Genomic DNA, 15,738 nt, shown 5'->3' with positions numbered 1-15,738 from the left:
TAATGCCCCAAAGCATAAGAAAATGGGCGATGGGGAGAGACAATGGCGACAGGCGCAGGGGTAAGGGCAGGGATAGGATTTGCGTCCTCCCATGCCGACGATCCGTTCGAGGCGATGGCGGATCTGGTGGATCAACTCGGCACGGAGCCGCTGGCCGGCGCCGTGATCTTCTGTTCCCAGCATTATGACCGGGACAGCCTGGCGCGGGCGATCAACCGGCACAGCGAATGCACAACCGTGATCGGCTGCACCAGCTCGGGCGAACTGACCGATGCGGGCTATGATCATGACAGCCTGACCGTGATCGGCTTTCCCGCTGCCGATTTCTGCATGACATCCCATTGTTTCGACGACATCGACAATTTCGATCCGGTCGCCGCGCGCGAAATCGTGCGGGCGCTGGCGGCGCAGGCGGACCGGGACAGCCGCCGGCTGGGCGGGCTGGTCAATCATGTCGCGCTGTTCCTGGTCGACGGCCTCTCGCATCGGGAGGAATTGCTCACCATGACGATCCAGGATGCGCTTGGCGACATTCCGCTGATCGGCGGATCGTCGGGCGACGATCTCGCCTTCCGCCAGACCGCGATCTTCGATGGCGGCCGTTTCCATGCCCGCGCTGCCGTGGTGGCGATCCTCTCCTCGACCCGGCCGATGCACGTCTTCAAGGCGCAGCATTATCAGCCCGGCGCGGCCAAGATGGTGATTACCGGCGCGATCCCGCACGAACGCATCGTGACGGAGATCAATGCAGAGCCCGCCGCGGCCGAATATCTGCGCCTGGCCGGCCATGCCGGCGAGGAACTGGGCATGGAATTTTTCGCGGCGCATCCGCCGATGGTCAGGGCCGGCGGCGAATATCATGTCCGCTCGATCCAGAGCGCCAATGCCGACGGCAGCCTGACCTTCTATTGCGCGATCGACGAGGGGATCGTCCTCAACATCGGTGAGCCGGTGGATCGGATCGCCGGCATGCGCCAGCTATTTGCCGACCTGCATGCCCGCGTGGGAGAGGTGGACCGGATCATCGCCTTCGACTGCGTGCTCAACCGCATCGATGCGGAGCAGCGCCAGATTTCGCGCGATGTTTCCGCCCTCTATGCCGGCAACCGGGTCATCGGCTTCAACACCTATGGCGAGCAATATCATGCGTTGCACGTCAACCAGACCTTCAGCGGATTGGCGATCGGCCGATGAGCGAGCTGCGCACTTCCCTTGAAACCGACGCGGAGCTGGATGCCCTGCGCGAGGAGGTGCGCAAGCTGCGCAAGATCAATGGCGCGCTGATGGACCGGGTGGAACGCTCGACCGACATGTCGGCCAACGCCTTCTCCATGTTCGAAACTGCCATCTCGCTCGAAGCCAAGGTGCGCGACCGGACGCTCCAGCTGGAGGATGCGCTCGGCCGCCTCGCCAAGGCCAATGCCGATCTGGCCGAAGCCCATGCCGATGCGGACGCCGCGCAGGTGCGCCTGCGCGATGCGATCGAATCGATCAATGAAGGCTTCGTGCTGTTCGATGCCGAAGACCGGCTGATCCTCTACAATGAAGCCTATCTGGGTTTCTGGCCGCAGGTCGCCGAGCGGCTGGACCAGAATCTGACCTTCCACGACATCGCCCGCATCGCCGCCCACAGCCAGGGGCCGGCCGGGGCACAGGTCGCGCCCGATCGCTGGGTGTCGGATCGCCTGGCCAAGCACGGCATCGCCGATGGCGGCCAGGTGCAGCGGCTGGCCGATGGTCGCTGGATACAGATCAACGAACTGCGCACCAGCGAAGGCGGCATCGTCGGCATCTATACCGACATTACCGAGGCGAAGGCGGAAGATGCCCGCGCCCGTGCCCGCGAACTGGCCGAACGCAATGTCGTGCTGCAGTCGACGCTCGACAATCTGTCCGAGGGCGTCTGCGTGTTCGACGGCGGCGGACAACTGGCCGCCTGGAACGACGCGCTGCGCCGGCTGCTCGCCTTGCCGGAAAATTTCGCCGGTGCATTGGGCAATCATGCCGACTTGCAGCGCTGGTGCCGCGAAACGCTGGCAATGGACGATCAGGGCTGTCTCGACTGGCGCGGCGGCGGCGCGGATCAGCAGGCGATGGTCTGCCTCTGCACCGCCGGGGAACGGCATTTCGAATTGCGCAGCAACGCCATGGCCGATGGCGGCCAGGTGTTCGGCTTCACCGACGTCACCGACATGCTGCGCGCGCAGGCCAGCCTCCAGGAAACGGCCGAGACGCTGGAACGGCGCGTGTCGGAACGCACCGGCGAACTGGTCGACCTCAACCGCAAGCTGGAAGGCGAAGTGGCCGAGCGCCGCGCGATCGAGGCGGCGCTGATCGATGCCAAGATCGTCGCGGAAAAGGCGAACCTGTCCAAGACCCGCTTCCTCGCCGCCGCCAGCCACGACCTGCTCCAGCCGCTCAATGCCGCCCGGCTGTTCGTCGCGGCGCTGGGGGACCGGCGGCTGGCGCTGCCGACCCGCGCGCTGGTCAACCAGACCTCGACCGCGCTCGATTCGGTCGAGGATCTGCTGGAGGCGCTGCTGGAAATCTCGCGCCTGGATGCCGGTGCGATCCAGCCGGAAATCGGTCCGTTCCGTATCGACCGGCTGCTCCAGACGCTGAATGTCGAATTTGCCCCCATGGCCCGATCGGCGGGCCTTGCCTTCAGGATCGAAGCGCAGCCGCTCTGGGTCGAGACCGACCTGCGCCTATTGCGCCGCATCCTCCAGAATTTCATCTCCAACGCCATCCGCTACACGCCGCGCGGCACGGTTTCGGTCGCCTGCGTCCAGCATGACGACCGGGTGGAAATCAGCGTCACAGACAGCGGCCCCGGCATCGCGCCGGAACAGCAGGCGCTGATCTTCGAGGAATTTCGCCGCCTCGACACGCGCAGCCAGGGCAAGGGCCTCGGCCTGGCCATCGTCAAGCGGGCCAGCGACATGCTGGGCCACCCCATCACCCTGCGCTCGCAGCCGGGGCAGGGGGCGACCTTCGCCATCGCCCTCCCCATCGGCCAGCCCCAGCGTGAGGAGGATGGCGATACCGGCCAGCCGACCCGCGACCGGTCGATGCGCGACCTGTCGGTGCTGGTGGTCGACAATGAAAAGCAGATCCAGTCGGGCATGCGCACCCTGCTCACCGGCTGGGGATGCAGCGTCGTCACCGCCGACGGCTATGACCAGGCGGCCGCGCTGTTCGCCGATGGCCGCCGGCCCGACATCATCCTGGTCGACTATCATTTGAAGGACGGGGAAACCGGCGACACGGTCATCACCCGCCTGCACGATCATTTCGGCGCCCGCATCCCCGCCGTCATGATCTCGGCCGATCGCGGCGAGCCGCTCAAGACGCAACTCGCCGCTGCCAACATCCCCCTGCTCAACAAGCCGGTAAAGCCCGCCCAGTTGCGCGCGCTGCTGCGCACCATGCTGGCCTGAAAGGGGACGGGACAGGGCGTGCCGCGCCATCTTCCCCCGCAGGCCGAATCCCGGTAAGGGCTGGCGATGACTTCATCGCCCGCGCCGCTGACCCGCTCCCTCTTTGTCTTTTCCATCCTCTATGGCGGCATGGTCTGCATGGCCGGCGTGCTGGGGGTGAAACAGGTCGCCCTGGGGCCGCTCGCGGTGGAGGCCGGCATCTTCGCCTTCCTGCTGCTGGTCATCATTTCCAGCGCCGTGTCGGAACTGCACGGCCAGAAGACCGCGACCGCGCTGGTGCGCTTCGGCTTCGTGCCGCTGCTGGTGTCGGCCGCGCTCATTCATATCGTCATCGCCCTGCCGCATGATCCGGGCATGTATCCGCCCGCCGTCGATGCCTTCCCGATCGTCGTGGGACAGGGATCGCGCATGATGCTGGCGGGCCTCATTTCCTATGGCACGTCGCAGACGCTCAACGTCTTCATCTTTTCGCGACTGGCCGGCGGCGAGGGCCGACTGGTCTGGCTGCGCGGCATGGTGGCCAGCGTCGTGTCGCAGATCGTCGACACCCTGCTGTTCATCACCATCTCCTTCTATGGCGAGCGGCCGATCATGGACCTGATGGTCGGGCAGATGATTACCAAGGTGCTGCTGTCGATCATCCTGGTGCCGCCGCTCATCTCCGCAGCGGTCGCATTGGGCCGTCGCCTCGATCGATAACTTGCCGTAGCGCGCATATGGGCTTATGCGCGCGCGCATGACCAGCAACTACGCCCCCGATCCCGCGCTCCTCGCGAAGGCCGAAACCCTTGTCGAGGCGCTGCCCTATATGCAGCGCTATGCGGGCAAGACCTTCGTCGTGAAATATGGCGGCCACGCCATGGGCGATCCGGAGGCGGCGCGCGACTTCGCGGAAGACGTCGTCCTGATGAAGGCGGTCGGCATCAATGTCGTCGTCGTCCATGGCGGCGGGCCGCAGATCGGCGCGATGCTCAAGAAGCTGGGCGTCGAATCGCACTTCGTGAACGGCTTGCGCGTCACTGACAAGGAAACCGCCCAGATCGCCGAAATGGTGCTGGCGGGGTCCATCAACAAGGAAATCGTCGGCTGGATCAGCGGCGCGGGCGGTCGCGCGGTCGGTATCTCGGGCAAGGATGGCGGCCTCGTCCTGTGCGAGAAGGTCGGCCACAGCCGTGCGCCCGATCCCAATTCGGGTATCGAACGCCATGTCGATCTGGGCTTCGTCGGCGATCCGGTCTCGGTCGATCGTCGCATCCTCGACACGCTGACCCAGGACGGCATCATCCCGGTGGTCGCGCCCGTGGGCATCGGCGCTGACGGCCATACCTATAATGTCAACGCCGACACCATGGCCGGCGCGATCGCCGCCGAGCTTCAGGCGTCGCGCTTCTTCTTGCTGACCGACGTGCCGGGCGTGCTCAACAAGGACAAGGAATTGCTGACCGATCTCGATCCGGCGGCGATCCATGCGCTGCAGGTTGACGGCACCATCACCGGCGGCATGATCCCGAAGCTGGAAACCTGCGTCAAGGCGGTCGAGAGCGGCGTCGACGCCGCCGTCATCCTCGACGGCCGGGTGCCGCACGCCATGCTGCTGGAAATCTTCACCGATCGCGGCGCGGGCACGCTGATCCGCAAATAAGCCCGGATTTATCGGATCAGGATCGCCGGATCAGCCCAATATATGCGCTTTTCCGGCAGGGTCCGGCCGTCCGGGCCGGGCTTGTCCCAATCCTCGACCTCGACCCCGCCGCGCGCGGCATAGAATCCGCGCGCCGCCAAGTTGTCGCTGTAGCACCACAGGAACAGGCCGGTCTGCGGCCAGCCCCCGATCGCCCATTGCGCCCCGCGCGCCAGCAATGCGGTGCCAAGTCCCGTGCCGCGCGCCGCGGGCAAAGCGTGGAGATTGTCGACCAGCGTGCCCCAGCGATCATCGGCGCCGCCGATGATGCAGGTAAAGCCCATCGGCTGCCCGTCCCGTTCGGCAATGATGATGCGCTGGCCCGGTGCCGGGCTTTCCAGTCGCCCCGTCCAGGTGGCCAGGCGCTCGGCCTCGATCCCGCCCGCCAGATAGGCCGGATCCATGATATGGGCATAGGCGATGCGCCAGCTTTCGACATGCATGGCGGCGATCAGCGGGGCGTCGGCGGGGGAGGCGTCACGAAAATCCATGGCCCAGCTATAGCGCCGCAGGCCGTGGCCGCTACCCCTTCCTGTCGAAGGCTGCTTTTGCCGAATTGTGGCGCCCTTTGGTGGAATAAGGGACTGTCTCGACTTGTGGCCGGCCCCATGCCTCGGCTAGAGCGGCGGCAACTTCTCTATCGGAGACCGCATGGCCTACGCCCTCTATCAGACCATCGTCATCCTGCTCGACGTGCTGTGGTGGATCATCATCATCCAGGCCGTCATGAGCTGGCTGATCGCCTTCAATGTCGTCAACATGGGCAGCGATTTCGTGCGCACCGTGATGGTCGCGCTCGATCGGATGACGGCGCCCATCTATAATCCGATCCGCCGGATCATGCCGGACCTCGGCGCGCTCGACCTGACACCGATGGTCGTCTTGCTGGGCATTCTCATCATCCGCCAGGCGATCCTGCCGCCGCTCTTTTCCAGCCTGATGTGATCGGCTGGCGCCGGGACGGGAATGACCTCATTCTGGCGGTCCGCCTGACGCCCGGCGCCACGCGGGAGGATGTCGGTGGGCGCTGGACCGATGAACATGGCGCGCACTGGCTGTTGGCCCGCGTGCGCGCCGTGCCGGAAAAGGGAAAGGCCAATGCGGCGCTGGTCGCGCTGCTGGCCAGGCGGCTGGATTGGCCCAGGGGCGCGATTTTGCTGGAATCGGGTGACACCAACCGGCTAAAGCGGTTGCGGATACAGGGCGGGGCGCAGGCGTTGGACCGGCTGGCCGCCATCATCACGAAATGGGTTGAAACGACATGACCATCGGCAAGATCATCGACGGCAAGGCTTTTGCCGCAACCCTGCGGGACAAGGTCGCCGACGGCGTCACCGCCTTCGTCGCGCAGGCCGGTCGCAAGCCCGGCCTGGCCGTGGTGCTGGTGGGCGAGGATCCTGCGAGCAGCGTCTATGTCCGCAACAAGGGCAAGATGACGCTCGCCGCCGGCATGGAAAGCTTCGAGTTCAAGCGCCCCGACAGCATCGGCGAGGAAGATCTGCTCGACCTGATCGAGGAGTTGAACCATGACGACCGCGTCGACGGCATCCTGGTCCAGCTGCCGCTGCCCAAGCATATTGACGAGGCGGCCGTGATCGCCGCGATCGACCCGGCCAAGGATGTCGACGGCTTCCACGTCGTCAATACCGGGCGCCTCGCCACCGGGCAGGACGCGCTGGTGCCCTGCACGCCGCTCGGCTGCATCATGCTACTGAAGGATGAACTGGGCGACCTGTCGGGCATGGAGGCGGTCGTGGTCGGTCGTTCCAACATCGTCGGCAAGCCGATGGCGGCGCTGCTGCTGGCGGAAAATTGCACCGTCACCATCGCCCATAGCCGCACCCGCGACATTGCCAGCATCGTTCATCGCGCCGACATCGTGGTCGCCGCCGTCGGCCGCGCCGAAATGGTGAAGGGCGAATGGATCAAGCCGGGCGCGACCGTAATCGACGTCGGCATCAACCGCGTGGTCGATACCGAAGATGGCAAGGGCCGGATCGTCGGCGACGTCGCCACGGCCGAAGCGCTGTCCCATGTTCGCGCCATCACCCCGGTCCCCGGCGGCGTCGGCCCGATGACGATCGCGGTGCTGCTGCGCAACACGCTGGTCGCAGCCCATGCGCGCGCGGGCTTCGCCAAGCCGGAGGGGCTGTGAAGGGGCGCGGCGCGCTCCTCGCCCTCAGCCTGGTGATGCTGGTCGCGGCCAAGCCGCCGATGCGCTACCAGCCCGATCCCAGCTCGGTGATCGCGGCCGAAATCGCCTTCAACCGGCTTGCCCAGCAAAAGGGGCAATGGACCGCCTTTCGCGAAACGGCGGCGGACGATGCGGTGATGTTCGTGCCGCAGCGGGTGATGGCGAAGGACTGGCTGAAGAAGCAGGCGGACCCGCCGGCCTCGGTCAGCTGGTCGCCGTCGATCGTCTATGTCTCCTGCGACGGGCTGCTCGCCGCCAGCACCGGCAACTGGAAACGGCCCGACGGATCGGTCGGCTATTTCACCACCCTGTGGCGGCGCGACAAGAAGGGACGATGGCACTGGATCCTCGATCATGGCGATCGTCTGGCGACCGAACGGGACGCGCCGGAATTTCTGACCGGCAAGGTCGCGACCTGCAAGCGCGGCGCGCGGCCCGAAGGCCCGCCGCCCGCCAAGGGGGAAGCGCCGCCGGTGCCACAGGATGACAGCCTGATCTGGTCCGCCGATGTCGCGACCGATGGCAGCCGCCGGGTCACCGTCCGCATGTGGAACGGGACCGGCTATGATGTGGTGATCGACGACAAGGTGGGGGCGCCGTCATGATGGAATTGTTCATATCCGCTTTCGTCACCCTGTTCGTGGTGATCGATCCGCCGGGCTGCGCGCCCATCTATGCCAGCCTGACCACCGGGGCGACCATCGCCCAGCGTCGGTCGATGGCGATCCGCGCGGTCGGCATTGCGGCCGCCATCCTGCTGGTCTTCGCCCTGTGGGGCAAGCAGCTGCTCGGCGTGCTCGGCATCGAACTGGACAGTTTCCGTATCGCCGGCGGCATCATGCTGTTCATGATCGCGATGGACATGGTGTTCGAAAAGCGCACCCAGCGGCGCGAGGACCGGGCGCAGAAGATTGCCGAGACACCCGAAGTGGAGGATGTCTCCGTCTTCCCGATGGCGATGCCGATGATTGCCGGGCCGGGTTCGATCGCGACCGTCATGCTGCTGATGTCGCGCGCCGACGGCATGGTCGACCGGCTGGTCGTGCTGGTGGCGGTGGCGGTGACTTTGGTGCTGATGCTGGGCGCCTTGCTGGCGGCCGGGCCGCTGATGGCGATCCTGGGCACCAAGATCGAGGCGGTGATTACCCGCCTGCTCGGCGTGCTGCTCGCCGCGCTCGCGGCGCAATTCGTGATCGATGGGCTGAAGGCCAGCTTCTGACCCGTCCCCGCCTGTCCTACAGCCCCTGCTCCATGCTAGTCAGGAACAGGGGACGATAGGGATGGGGCGCGTAACATGATTTCCAACATCGGCATCAAAATGTCGTAATGTGCGGGAAATATGCGAAGTTAAGCGCGGGATTTCCTATTTTCCGCGCTCAATTGTCGCCGTCGAAATGGACCCGGTTGGCCAGGATCACCGCCTGGGTCCGGCTGAAGACGTTGAGCTTCTGCAGGATAGCGGAGACATGCGCCTTCACCGTGGTCATCGATACGCTGAGGTCATGGGCGATCTGCTTGTTCAGCCGGCCATGGACCAGATGGGTCAGCACGATCCGCTGCTGCGGCGTCAGGCTGGCGATCCGGGTCAGGATATCGGCTTCCTCGGCACTTTCCTGCGGCGCCTCGTCGATCGCGTCGGGCATGTAGATTTCGCCTGACACCACCCGGTGCAGCGCATCGACGATGGCGCTGCGCTTCATCGACTTGGGGATGAAGCCAGCCGCGCCGGCGCCCAGCGCCTCGCGCACGATCGCCCGGTCGAACGCGCCCGACACCATCACCACCGGCAGGATCGGGTGGCGGCTGCGCAGCAGTTTGAGGCCATCGAGCCGCTTCACGTCGGGAATATTGAGGTCGAGCAGCACCAGGTCGAAATTGGACTGTTTCTCCAGTGTCGCCAGCGCTTCCTCCAGGCTGGCCGCCTCGAAAATCTCGCAGCCGTCGAAACTGACCGCGATCACGCTGCGCAGCCCGTCGCGCACCAGCGGGTGGTCGTCGACGATCAGCACCCTTTCCATCATCGCACCGCTGTCTTCGACCTGCATGTCCGCCCCCTGGCCATGATGATGGATCATAGGCGGGGGCGCGGCAAATTGCCCGCGATTTCCGCCGTGCATAGTCTGTCCGCGCCCAATGACGATCATCGTCCTCGCCTCCTTATTTGGCCAGCTTGAACACCCAGAGCGAACCGCCCTGATTGATGTCCTTGAAGGACTTGGCCACTTCGCCGCCCCACAGCGGCACCGCGCCGCCCCAGCCGGACATGACGGCGACATATTGCTCGCCATCCTGTTCCCAGGTGACGGGCGATCCGACCACGCCCGACCCGGTCTGGAACTTCCACAATTCCTTGCCGGTCTTGGCATCGAAGGCCTTCAGATAGCCTTCGGGCGTGCCGGTGAAGACCAGGTTGCCGGCGGTCGACAGCACGCCGCCCCACAGCGGCGCCTTGTTCTTATATTCCCAGACGATCTTGCCGGTCCTGGGGTCCATCGCCCGCAGCGCGCCGATATGATCCTCGGCGATCGGCTTGATGGTGAAGCCCGCGCCCAGATAGGCGGCGCCCTTCTTGTAGGCGATCGGCTCGTTCCAGATGTCCATCCCCCAGTCGTTGGACGGGATGTAGAACAGGCCGGTGTCCTTGCTATAGGCCATCGGCATCCAGTTCTTGCCCCCTAAGAAGCTGGGCGAGGAGAAGACGGTGCTGCCCTTTTCGGTCGCGCTCGGCGCGCCGGGGCGACCGGCCGGGATCACGATCGGCTTGCCATTCTTGTCATAGCCGCTGGCCCAGGTGGTCTGCATGACGAAGCGGTTGGCGCTGACGAACTTGCCGTTGGTCCGGTCGAGCACGAAGAAATAGCCGTTGCGGTCCGCCTTGGCGCCCAGCTTCATCGGCTTGCCGTTGATCGTCGCGTCGAACGGGATGAACTCGTTGACGCCGTCGAAATCCCAGCCGTCATGCGGGGTGGTCTGGTAATGCCATTTGATCACGCCGGTTTCGGGATCGATCGCCAGCGTTGACGCGGTGTAGAGATTGTCGCCGGGCCGCAGATGGCTGTTCCAGGGAGCCGGGTTGCCGGTTCCGAAATAGAGAAGATTGGTTTCCGGGTCATAGGTGCCACCCAGCCAGGTCGCGCCGCCGCCGGTCTTGTAGAGATCGCCCTGCCAGGTCGCATTGAGCTTGCCGGTGATGCCATTATCCTTGCCGCGCAAGGTGCCCATATTCCCTTCGATCACCGGGCGGTGCCAGATCAGCTCGCCGGTATCCACGTCACGGGCCTCGACTGCGCCGACGATGCCGAACTCGCCGCCCGAATTGCCGGTGATGACCATGCCTTTCACGATCAGCGGCGCGGCGGTCGCGCTGTAGCCGGCCTTGTAGTCCGCGATCTGCTTGTTCCACACCACCTTGCCGGTATGGCGATTGAGCGCCACCAGCCGTGCGTCGAGCGTGGCGAAGATGATCTTGTCGCCATGGATCGCCGCGCCGCGATTGACGACGTCGCAGCAGGGCATGATGTCGTCGGGCAGGCGGGCATTATATTCCCATTTCTCCTCGCCGGTGCGGGAGTCGAAGGCATAGAGCCGCGAATAGGAACCGGTGACATAGATGGTGCCGTCATAGACCAGCGGCTGGGATTCCTGGCCGCGCTGCTTCTCGCCACCCAGCGACGAAGCGAAGGCGGGAACCAGCTTGCTGACGGTGTCGGTGTTAATCTGGTTGAGCGTGCTGAAACGCTGCGCCTGCGGTCCCATGCCATAGGTCAGCACGTCGCCGGTCGATGCGGCATCGTTCATCAGGTCGGCATCGGTCGGCCCGCCTGCCGCATCGGCCGCCAGCAGCGGCGCGGCCCCGGCCACCAGCGCGATCGCGGCTGCCCCCAGGAACGAACGCGTGAAACGTCCCGTCATAGTCATCCTCCCTTGTTTTCCGGCGTGATCAACGCCGTCGATGCAGCACCTTATGGGGCACGGCGGCCGTGCCAATTGGACCTTGGGTCGCCGGATCAGCCCGCCGCGACGGCCGGCGCATAGGCGACGCCGTGGCGCTCGAAGATCGCCTTGAGCGCCCCCGATTGCGTCATCTCCGCCAGGATCGTCTCGACCGCATCGCCCAGGTTCCGGCTATTCTCCTTGACCGCCATGCCGATGTCCCATCCGGCCGAGGTGAAGGCGGGCAGGGGGCTGGTGCGGCGGACGATGTTGGTGGCGCCGCTGTCGTGCAGCACCGCCTCGATCTGCGCCCGGCTGGCGAGCGCGCCGTCGGCACGGCCATCGGTCAGCGCGGTGACGGCTTCTGTCCCGCCGTGGAAATGAACGACATCCCTGGCCAATATGCCGCCGAATGTGCCGATCAGATAGAAATCGGGAATGGAGTCGATTTCGACCGCCAGCCGCTTGCCGCGATATTGGGTCGGCGGCGCATTGACGTCGATCTCGCCCTTGACCGCCGCAAACTGGAAGCTCTCGCGATAATAAGGCGCGATGATCGCGACCTGGTCGTTGCGCGCGGCAAAGCTGCGGTCGAACGGCACATGCAGCATGATGTCGGCCGGCTGGAAGCCCAGAAGGCCGCCCTTCCACACCCCGTTGCGCAAATCGTCGTCGGCGCTTTCGTCGGCGACCAGTTCGGCAATGTCGGCGCGCACGCCCAGCCCCTTGGCCAGTGCCTGGGCCAGATCGACGTCGATCCCGGTCAGCTTGCCGTCCTTGCGCCAGGACCAGGGGCGGTTGTCCTTGTAGACTGCGACCCGAAGGACACCCAATTCCCTGACTTTGCCGAGCGGCGCGGCCTTTGCAGCCTGCCCGCCCGACATATAGCCCAACAGCGCGGCGGCCGCCGCGCTGCTCAAAAAGGCGCGGCGATCCATCGCGATCACTCCTGATGCTTGGTTTCGAGCCAGGCGCGGATAGCCCATCCGGCCTTCTGCCCCAGAACCTCGCCCATCGGCGGCATATAGACCTTGCCGTCATGGCTGGAGCCATGCTGGAAGCGCTGGATATACCATTCGTCGCCGGTATCGCCGACCTCCAGATAGCGCAGGTCCGGCGCGATGCCGCCGCTCTCCGCGTCCAGCCCGTGGCAGCGGGCGCAATTCTGGCCATAGGCGGATTCGCCGATATTCGCCGCCGTCGCATTGCCGCGATAGGGATTATGCTGCAGCCAGTCGGCACCGATCTCCGGCAGGGCCGATGTGTCGACCGCCTGGGGCGTGACGTTGCCATGCGCCATCAGTGCCGATGTGATCGATCCGCCCGCCAGGCAGGCCGCGCCGAACAATGCGATCCGTCCGAAGTTCCTCATCCCAAATCCTCGTCTGTGCTGCGGCCTGTGTTGCCGCTTGCCTTCCCTGTCGCTGCCGATTGTAGGGAAGGGCGGGACCGGCCCCCATTGGCCATTGGTACAATCCCGCCGGGACGGGCCGGGGGCTAATCCGCTATCAGACCAAAAGGACGAGAGGGTGCGGGCATGATGAAGCATGTGGTGATGGGGCTTGCGCTGGCGGCGGCGATCCCGTCCGTCCGGGCCGAGACGCTCTATGTCTCCAACGAGCGCGGCGACAGCATCAGCGTGATCGATGCCGCCACGATGCAGACGGTCGCGACCTGGCCGGTGGGCGGACGGCCGCGCGGCATCGCCGTGACGAAGGATGGCAAATATGTCTTGCTCTGCGCCAGCAACGACCATGCGGTGCAGATGATCGACCGCGCGACCGGCAAGCTCGTCGCGGACCTGCCATCGGGCCAGGATCCAGAGCAATTCTTCCTGTCGCGCGATGGCCGGACCTTGTTCGTCGCCAATGAGGATAATGCTGCGCTGACCGCGATCGACCTCGACAGCCGCAAGGTCGCCTTCCAGGTCGATGTCGGCAAGGAGCCCGAGGGCGTGGCGCAGAGCCCCGACGGCAAATGGGTGGTGGTGACATCGGAGGATGACGGCGTCGTCAACTGGATCGACCTGGCGAGCAAGACGATGGTCGATGCGACCGAGACTGATCAGCGCCCGCGCCATGTGGAATTTACCGCCGATGGCAAGGAACTGTGGATCGCGGCGGAGATGGGCGGCACGGTGCAGATTGCCGATCCGGCCACGCGCAGGATCGTCGAGACGCTGCATTTCGCCATTCCTGGCGTGCAGGATTATCAGCTATTGCCCTGCGGCATCCGTTTCACGCCGGACGGCAAGACGGCGGTCGTGGCGCTGGGCCGTGCCAATCATGTCGCGCTGGTCGATGTCGCCACCCGCAAGGTCCGGGCCTATGTGCCGGTCGGCAAGCGGGTCTGGCATGTCGCGGTCAGCCCGGACGGCGCGCGCGCTTTTGCCGCCAATGGCCTTTCGGACAATGTCTCGGTGATCGACCTGTCTGCCGGCAAGGTCGTCGGCACGGTAGCGGTCGGCGCCGGGCCGTGGGGCATCGCCGTCGCGCCCTGACCCCCTATTGATCCAAAGTATATGACGGCCAGAGCGGAGAGGATGAGAACCAAAGTCCAATTTCGGCCGCCATCGCCGCCGCCCACTCTTCCCGACAGCCGGCACGACCGGCGCACAAGAGGGAGGATGAGATGGCACGGGGAACATTCCTCGGCAGCGCCGCCATGGCGTTGCTGTTCGTCGCAGGGGCAACGCCGGCGAGCGCCGGCACGACGAGCGAACTGCTGAAAAGGCTGCATGAAAAGGGGATACTCACCGACGAGGAATATGCCCAGCTGGCAAAGGAGGACGCCGCGGCGCCAGCCGCTGCCGCCGCGCCCGCCGCGTCGGACGGCAAGCCCGTGGTGCGCGTCGCCGACAGCGGCGTCGGCTTCGATGTGGGCGACGTCACGGTCAAGATTTCCGGATCGGTCAATGGTTTCTACACCCATGAAAATGGCCAGGCGGCGGGGCCGAATACGGATGTCGTCGGCGGCGTGGTGCCGGTCGGCGGCAATAGTTCGGCGATCCGCAACGGCCTGTTGCCCGGCTATCTGAAGTTTGATGTCACGACCAACCAGGGCGGCTGGGACGTCGGCGCCCATTTCGGCATGTATCCCGGCATCAACAGCGCGGATTATTCCGTCGGCGGCGGCGCCAATGCCGGCGGCCGGCCGGTGGCGCTACAGACCGCCGGCATCGATTTCCGCCAGACCTACATGACCATCGGCCGTTCGGGCCTGGGCGAGTTCAAGCTGGGTCGCGACATCGGCCTGTTCGGCTCGGAAGGCATATTGAACGACATCACTTTGCTGTCGGTTGGGTCGAGCGGCGGCAATGTCGCACCGTCCAACACCTCGCTCGGCCGCATCGGCATCGGCTATATCTACACCGACTTCCAGCCGCAGATCACGTACACCTCGCCCAGCCTGTCGGGCTTCCAGGTCTCGGTCGGTGTGTTCCAGCCGCTCGAATCGCTGACGGGACCGGGTGAAAGCAACAAGTCGCCCGGCTTCCAGGGCAAGATCGTCTATGACGGCAAGTTCGGCGATTTCTCGGCCCGCGCCTGGCTGTCGGGCATCACCCAGCGGCATAATCGCGTCGACGGCATTTCCTATACCGGCAGCGGCTTCGATACCGGCGCCAAGATCGGCTACGGCCCGATCGTCCTCACCGGCTATTATTATAATGGTTCGGGTCTGGGCACGACGGCGCTCAACCTGTTCGACACCGATGCTGCCGGCAACAAGCGCGACAGCGACGGCTTCTATCTTCAGGGGCTGGCAACCTTCGGCAAATTCTCGGTCGGCGGCAGCTATGGCGAGAGCAATCTCCATTATGCCAATGCCGCCGACGCGCTCGCCAACCCGACGCTTATCCGCAGGAATAGCAGCTGGGTGGGGCAGGGCCGCTATGGCCTGACCAGCTGGGTGACGCTGATCGGCGAATATATCCACAGCACGTCCAAGGCGCATAATGGCAATGAGGCGCAGGGCGACACGATTGCTGCCGGCGCGATCCTCTTCTTCTGAGCGGAAGGCAGGAGCATCGGCCCAAAGGCCAATGTTCCGGCAAGGGGCGGCATCCTATCGAAGGGATGCCGCCCCTTCGCATGACGGGGCGGCAGGGGAGGATATATGCGCAGAACAAAATGGCTCGCGCTCGGCATGGCAATGGCGCCCTTCGCGGCGCAGGCGGAAACACCCGATGGTGCTGGCGAAGCGATGGCCGCCGCGTCAATCGTGGTGACCGGCACGGGCCTCGCCCTGCCGCCGGGGACGCCGGCCTATGGGTCTGTGGTGATCGACCGGGATCGGCTGGCGGATGCGGCGTCGGGTCGGATCGAGAGCGTGCTGGCCGATGTCGCGGGCTTCCAGCAGTTCCGCCGGTCCGACAGCCGTTCGTCCAATCCCTCCAACCAGGGCGCTACCTTGCGCGCGCTGGGCGGCAATGCGTCGAGCCGGACCCTGGTGCTGCTCGACGGCGTGCCGGTGGCCGATCCCTTCTTCGG

At 65.4% G+C, this 15,738-nt stretch carries 17 protein-coding genes; 12 read left to right on the top strand and 5 right to left on the bottom strand.

Annotated features, from left to right (window positions below; genetic code table 11):
- Positions 1-42: 42 nt before the first annotated feature.
- From GGQ90_RS00085 to argB, 4 genes are all read left to right on the top strand, one after another.
- On the top strand, positions 43-1,194 hold the full coding sequence (locus GGQ90_RS00085) for an FIST N-terminal domain-containing protein (protein WP_188080240.1): 1,152 nt from the start codon (positions 43-45) through the stop codon (positions 1,192-1,194).
- Complete coding sequence (locus tag GGQ90_RS00080) at positions 1,191-3,440, top strand: hybrid sensor histidine kinase/response regulator (protein ID WP_188080239.1); 2,250 nt, start codon at positions 1,191-1,193, stop codon at positions 3,438-3,440. Before GGQ90_RS00085 ends, GGQ90_RS00080 begins: the two co-directional genes overlap by 4 nt.
- Before the next feature lie 66 nt (positions 3,441-3,506).
- Positions 3,507-4,139 carry a queuosine precursor transporter gene (locus tag GGQ90_RS00075; RefSeq protein WP_188080238.1) on the top strand — a complete coding sequence of 211 codons (633 nt, stop codon included), beginning with the start codon at positions 3,507-3,509 and terminating at the stop codon, positions 4,137-4,139.
- 25 nt (positions 4,140-4,164) lie between these two features.
- Positions 4,165-5,082: an acetylglutamate kinase gene (argB, locus tag GGQ90_RS00070; protein ID WP_037486747.1), complete on the top strand. Its 918-nt coding sequence runs from the start codon at positions 4,165-4,167 to the stop codon at positions 5,080-5,082.
- An 8-nt stretch (positions 5,083-5,090) separates the two neighbouring features.
- On the opposite strand, the gene GGQ90_RS00065 is transcribed toward argB, so the two are convergent.
- Positions 5,091-5,612, bottom strand: coding sequence for a GNAT family N-acetyltransferase (locus tag GGQ90_RS00065; RefSeq protein WP_188080237.1), 522 nt, complete (start codon positions 5,610-5,612; stop codon positions 5,091-5,093).
- A gap of 160 nt (positions 5,613-5,772) precedes the next feature.
- Between GGQ90_RS00065 and GGQ90_RS00060 the strand changes: the two genes are divergently transcribed.
- Genes GGQ90_RS00060 through GGQ90_RS00040 form a run of 5 tightly spaced genes read left to right on the top strand, consistent with a single transcriptional unit; the run spans position 5,773 to position 8,534 of the window.
- On the top strand, positions 5,773-6,066 hold the full coding sequence (locus GGQ90_RS00060) for a YggT family protein (protein ID WP_136188038.1): 294 nt from the start codon (positions 5,773-5,775) through the stop codon (positions 6,064-6,066).
- On the top strand, positions 6,063-6,386 hold the full coding sequence (locus GGQ90_RS00055; protein ID WP_188080236.1) for a DUF167 family protein: 324 nt from the start codon (positions 6,063-6,065) through the stop codon (positions 6,384-6,386). The genes GGQ90_RS00060 and GGQ90_RS00055 overlap by 4 nt, the downstream gene beginning before the upstream one ends.
- Entirely contained in the window at positions 6,383-7,276 is an 894-nt protein-coding gene (gene folD / locus GGQ90_RS00050; protein ID WP_188080235.1) for a bifunctional methylenetetrahydrofolate dehydrogenase/methenyltetrahydrofolate cyclohydrolase FolD, read from the top strand. The genes GGQ90_RS00055 and folD overlap by 4 nt, the downstream gene beginning before the upstream one ends.
- A complete protein-coding gene (locus GGQ90_RS00045) occupies positions 7,273-7,920 on the top strand; it encodes a Cif family virulence factor (protein WP_188080234.1) in 648 nt (215 codons plus the stop codon). Before folD ends, GGQ90_RS00045 begins: the two co-directional genes overlap by 4 nt.
- Positions 7,917-8,534, top strand: a complete 618-nt coding sequence (locus GGQ90_RS00040; protein ID WP_188080233.1) for a MarC family protein — start codon at positions 7,917-7,919, stop codon at positions 8,532-8,534. The genes GGQ90_RS00045 and GGQ90_RS00040 overlap by 4 nt, the downstream gene beginning before the upstream one ends.
- A 157-nt stretch (positions 8,535-8,691) precedes the next feature.
- On the opposite strand, the gene GGQ90_RS00035 is transcribed toward GGQ90_RS00040, so the two are convergent.
- The 4 genes from GGQ90_RS00035 to pedF form a co-directional block, all read right to left on the bottom strand.
- Positions 8,692-9,459, bottom strand: a complete 768-nt coding sequence (locus GGQ90_RS00035) for a response regulator (RefSeq protein WP_188080232.1) — start codon at positions 9,457-9,459, stop codon at positions 8,692-8,694.
- Positions 9,460-9,472: 13 nt separating this feature from the next.
- Positions 9,473-11,227: a methanol/ethanol family PQQ-dependent dehydrogenase gene (locus GGQ90_RS00030; protein ID WP_188080231.1), complete on the bottom strand. Its 1,755-nt coding sequence runs from the start codon at positions 11,225-11,227 to the stop codon at positions 9,473-9,475.
- 95 nt (positions 11,228-11,322) lie between these two features.
- Positions 11,323-12,186, bottom strand: coding sequence for a substrate-binding periplasmic protein (locus tag GGQ90_RS00025; protein WP_188080230.1), 864 nt, complete (start codon positions 12,184-12,186; stop codon positions 11,323-11,325).
- A 5-nt stretch (positions 12,187-12,191) separates the two neighbouring features.
- Positions 12,192-12,620 carry a cytochrome c-550 PedF gene (gene pedF / locus GGQ90_RS00020; protein ID WP_188080229.1) on the bottom strand — a complete coding sequence of 143 codons (429 nt, stop codon included), beginning with the start codon at positions 12,618-12,620 and terminating at the stop codon, positions 12,192-12,194.
- A gap of 165 nt (positions 12,621-12,785) precedes the next feature.
- Here pedF and GGQ90_RS00015 point away from each other — a divergent pair, with 165 nt between their 5' ends.
- The 3 genes from GGQ90_RS00015 to GGQ90_RS00005 form a co-directional block, all read left to right on the top strand.
- Positions 12,786-13,748 carry a PQQ-dependent catabolism-associated beta-propeller protein gene (locus GGQ90_RS00015; RefSeq protein WP_188080228.1) on the top strand — a complete coding sequence of 321 codons (963 nt, stop codon included), beginning with the start codon at positions 12,786-12,788 and terminating at the stop codon, positions 13,746-13,748.
- Positions 13,749-13,879: 131 nt separating this feature from the next.
- Positions 13,880-15,259 (top strand): porin, encoded by a 1,380-nt coding sequence (locus GGQ90_RS00010; protein WP_188080227.1) that lies wholly within the window; start codon positions 13,880-13,882, stop codon positions 15,257-15,259.
- A gap of 105 nt (positions 15,260-15,364) precedes the next feature.
- The coding region (locus GGQ90_RS00005) for a TonB-dependent receptor plug domain-containing protein (protein WP_188080226.1) at positions 15,365-15,738 on the top strand (374 nt) is incomplete at its 3' end.

Origin of the sequence: Sphingobium scionense (assembly GCF_014197035.1) — a bacterium.
Lineage (GTDB): Bacteria > Pseudomonadota > Alphaproteobacteria > Sphingomonadales > Sphingomonadaceae > Sphingobium > Sphingobium scionense.
This window is presented reverse-complemented; position numbering and strand designations above follow the sequence as displayed.

Bases quoted from the DNA above. Each gene is read 5' to 3' on its own strand.
- GGQ90_RS00085 (WP_188080240.1), top strand. From the start codon at position 43: ATGGCGACAGGCGCAGGGGTAAGGGCAGGGATAGGATTTGCGTCCTCC.
- GGQ90_RS00080 (WP_188080239.1), top strand. From the start codon at position 1,191: ATGAGCGAGCTGCGCACTTCCCTTGAAACCGACGCGGAGCTGGATGCC.
- GGQ90_RS00075 (WP_188080238.1), top strand. From the start codon at position 3,507: ATGACTTCATCGCCCGCGCCGCTGACCCGCTCCCTCTTTGTCTTTTCC.
- argB (WP_037486747.1), top strand. From the start codon at position 4,165: ATGCGCGCGCGCATGACCAGCAACTACGCCCCCGATCCCGCGCTCCTC.
- GGQ90_RS00065 (WP_188080237.1), bottom strand. From the start codon at position 5,612: ATGGATTTTCGTGACGCCTCCCCCGCCGACGCCCCGCTGATCGCCGCC.
- GGQ90_RS00060 (WP_136188038.1), top strand. From the start codon at position 5,773: ATGGCCTACGCCCTCTATCAGACCATCGTCATCCTGCTCGACGTGCTG.
- folD (WP_188080235.1), top strand. From the start codon at position 6,383: ATGACCATCGGCAAGATCATCGACGGCAAGGCTTTTGCCGCAACCCTG.
- GGQ90_RS00040 (WP_188080233.1), top strand. From the start codon at position 7,917: ATGATGGAATTGTTCATATCCGCTTTCGTCACCCTGTTCGTGGTGATC.
- GGQ90_RS00035 (WP_188080232.1), bottom strand. From the start codon at position 9,459: ATGATCGTCATTGGGCGCGGACAGACTATGCACGGCGGAAATCGCGGG.
- GGQ90_RS00030 (WP_188080231.1), bottom strand. From the start codon at position 11,227: ATGACGGGACGTTTCACGCGTTCGTTCCTGGGGGCAGCCGCGATCGCG.
- GGQ90_RS00025 (WP_188080230.1), bottom strand. From the start codon at position 12,186: ATGGATCGCCGCGCCTTTTTGAGCAGCGCGGCGGCCGCCGCGCTGTTG.
- pedF (WP_188080229.1), bottom strand. From the start codon at position 12,620: ATGAGGAACTTCGGACGGATCGCATTGTTCGGCGCGGCCTGCCTGGCG.
- GGQ90_RS00015 (WP_188080228.1), top strand. From the start codon at position 12,786: ATGATGAAGCATGTGGTGATGGGGCTTGCGCTGGCGGCGGCGATCCCG.
- GGQ90_RS00010 (WP_188080227.1), top strand. From the start codon at position 13,880: ATGGCACGGGGAACATTCCTCGGCAGCGCCGCCATGGCGTTGCTGTTC.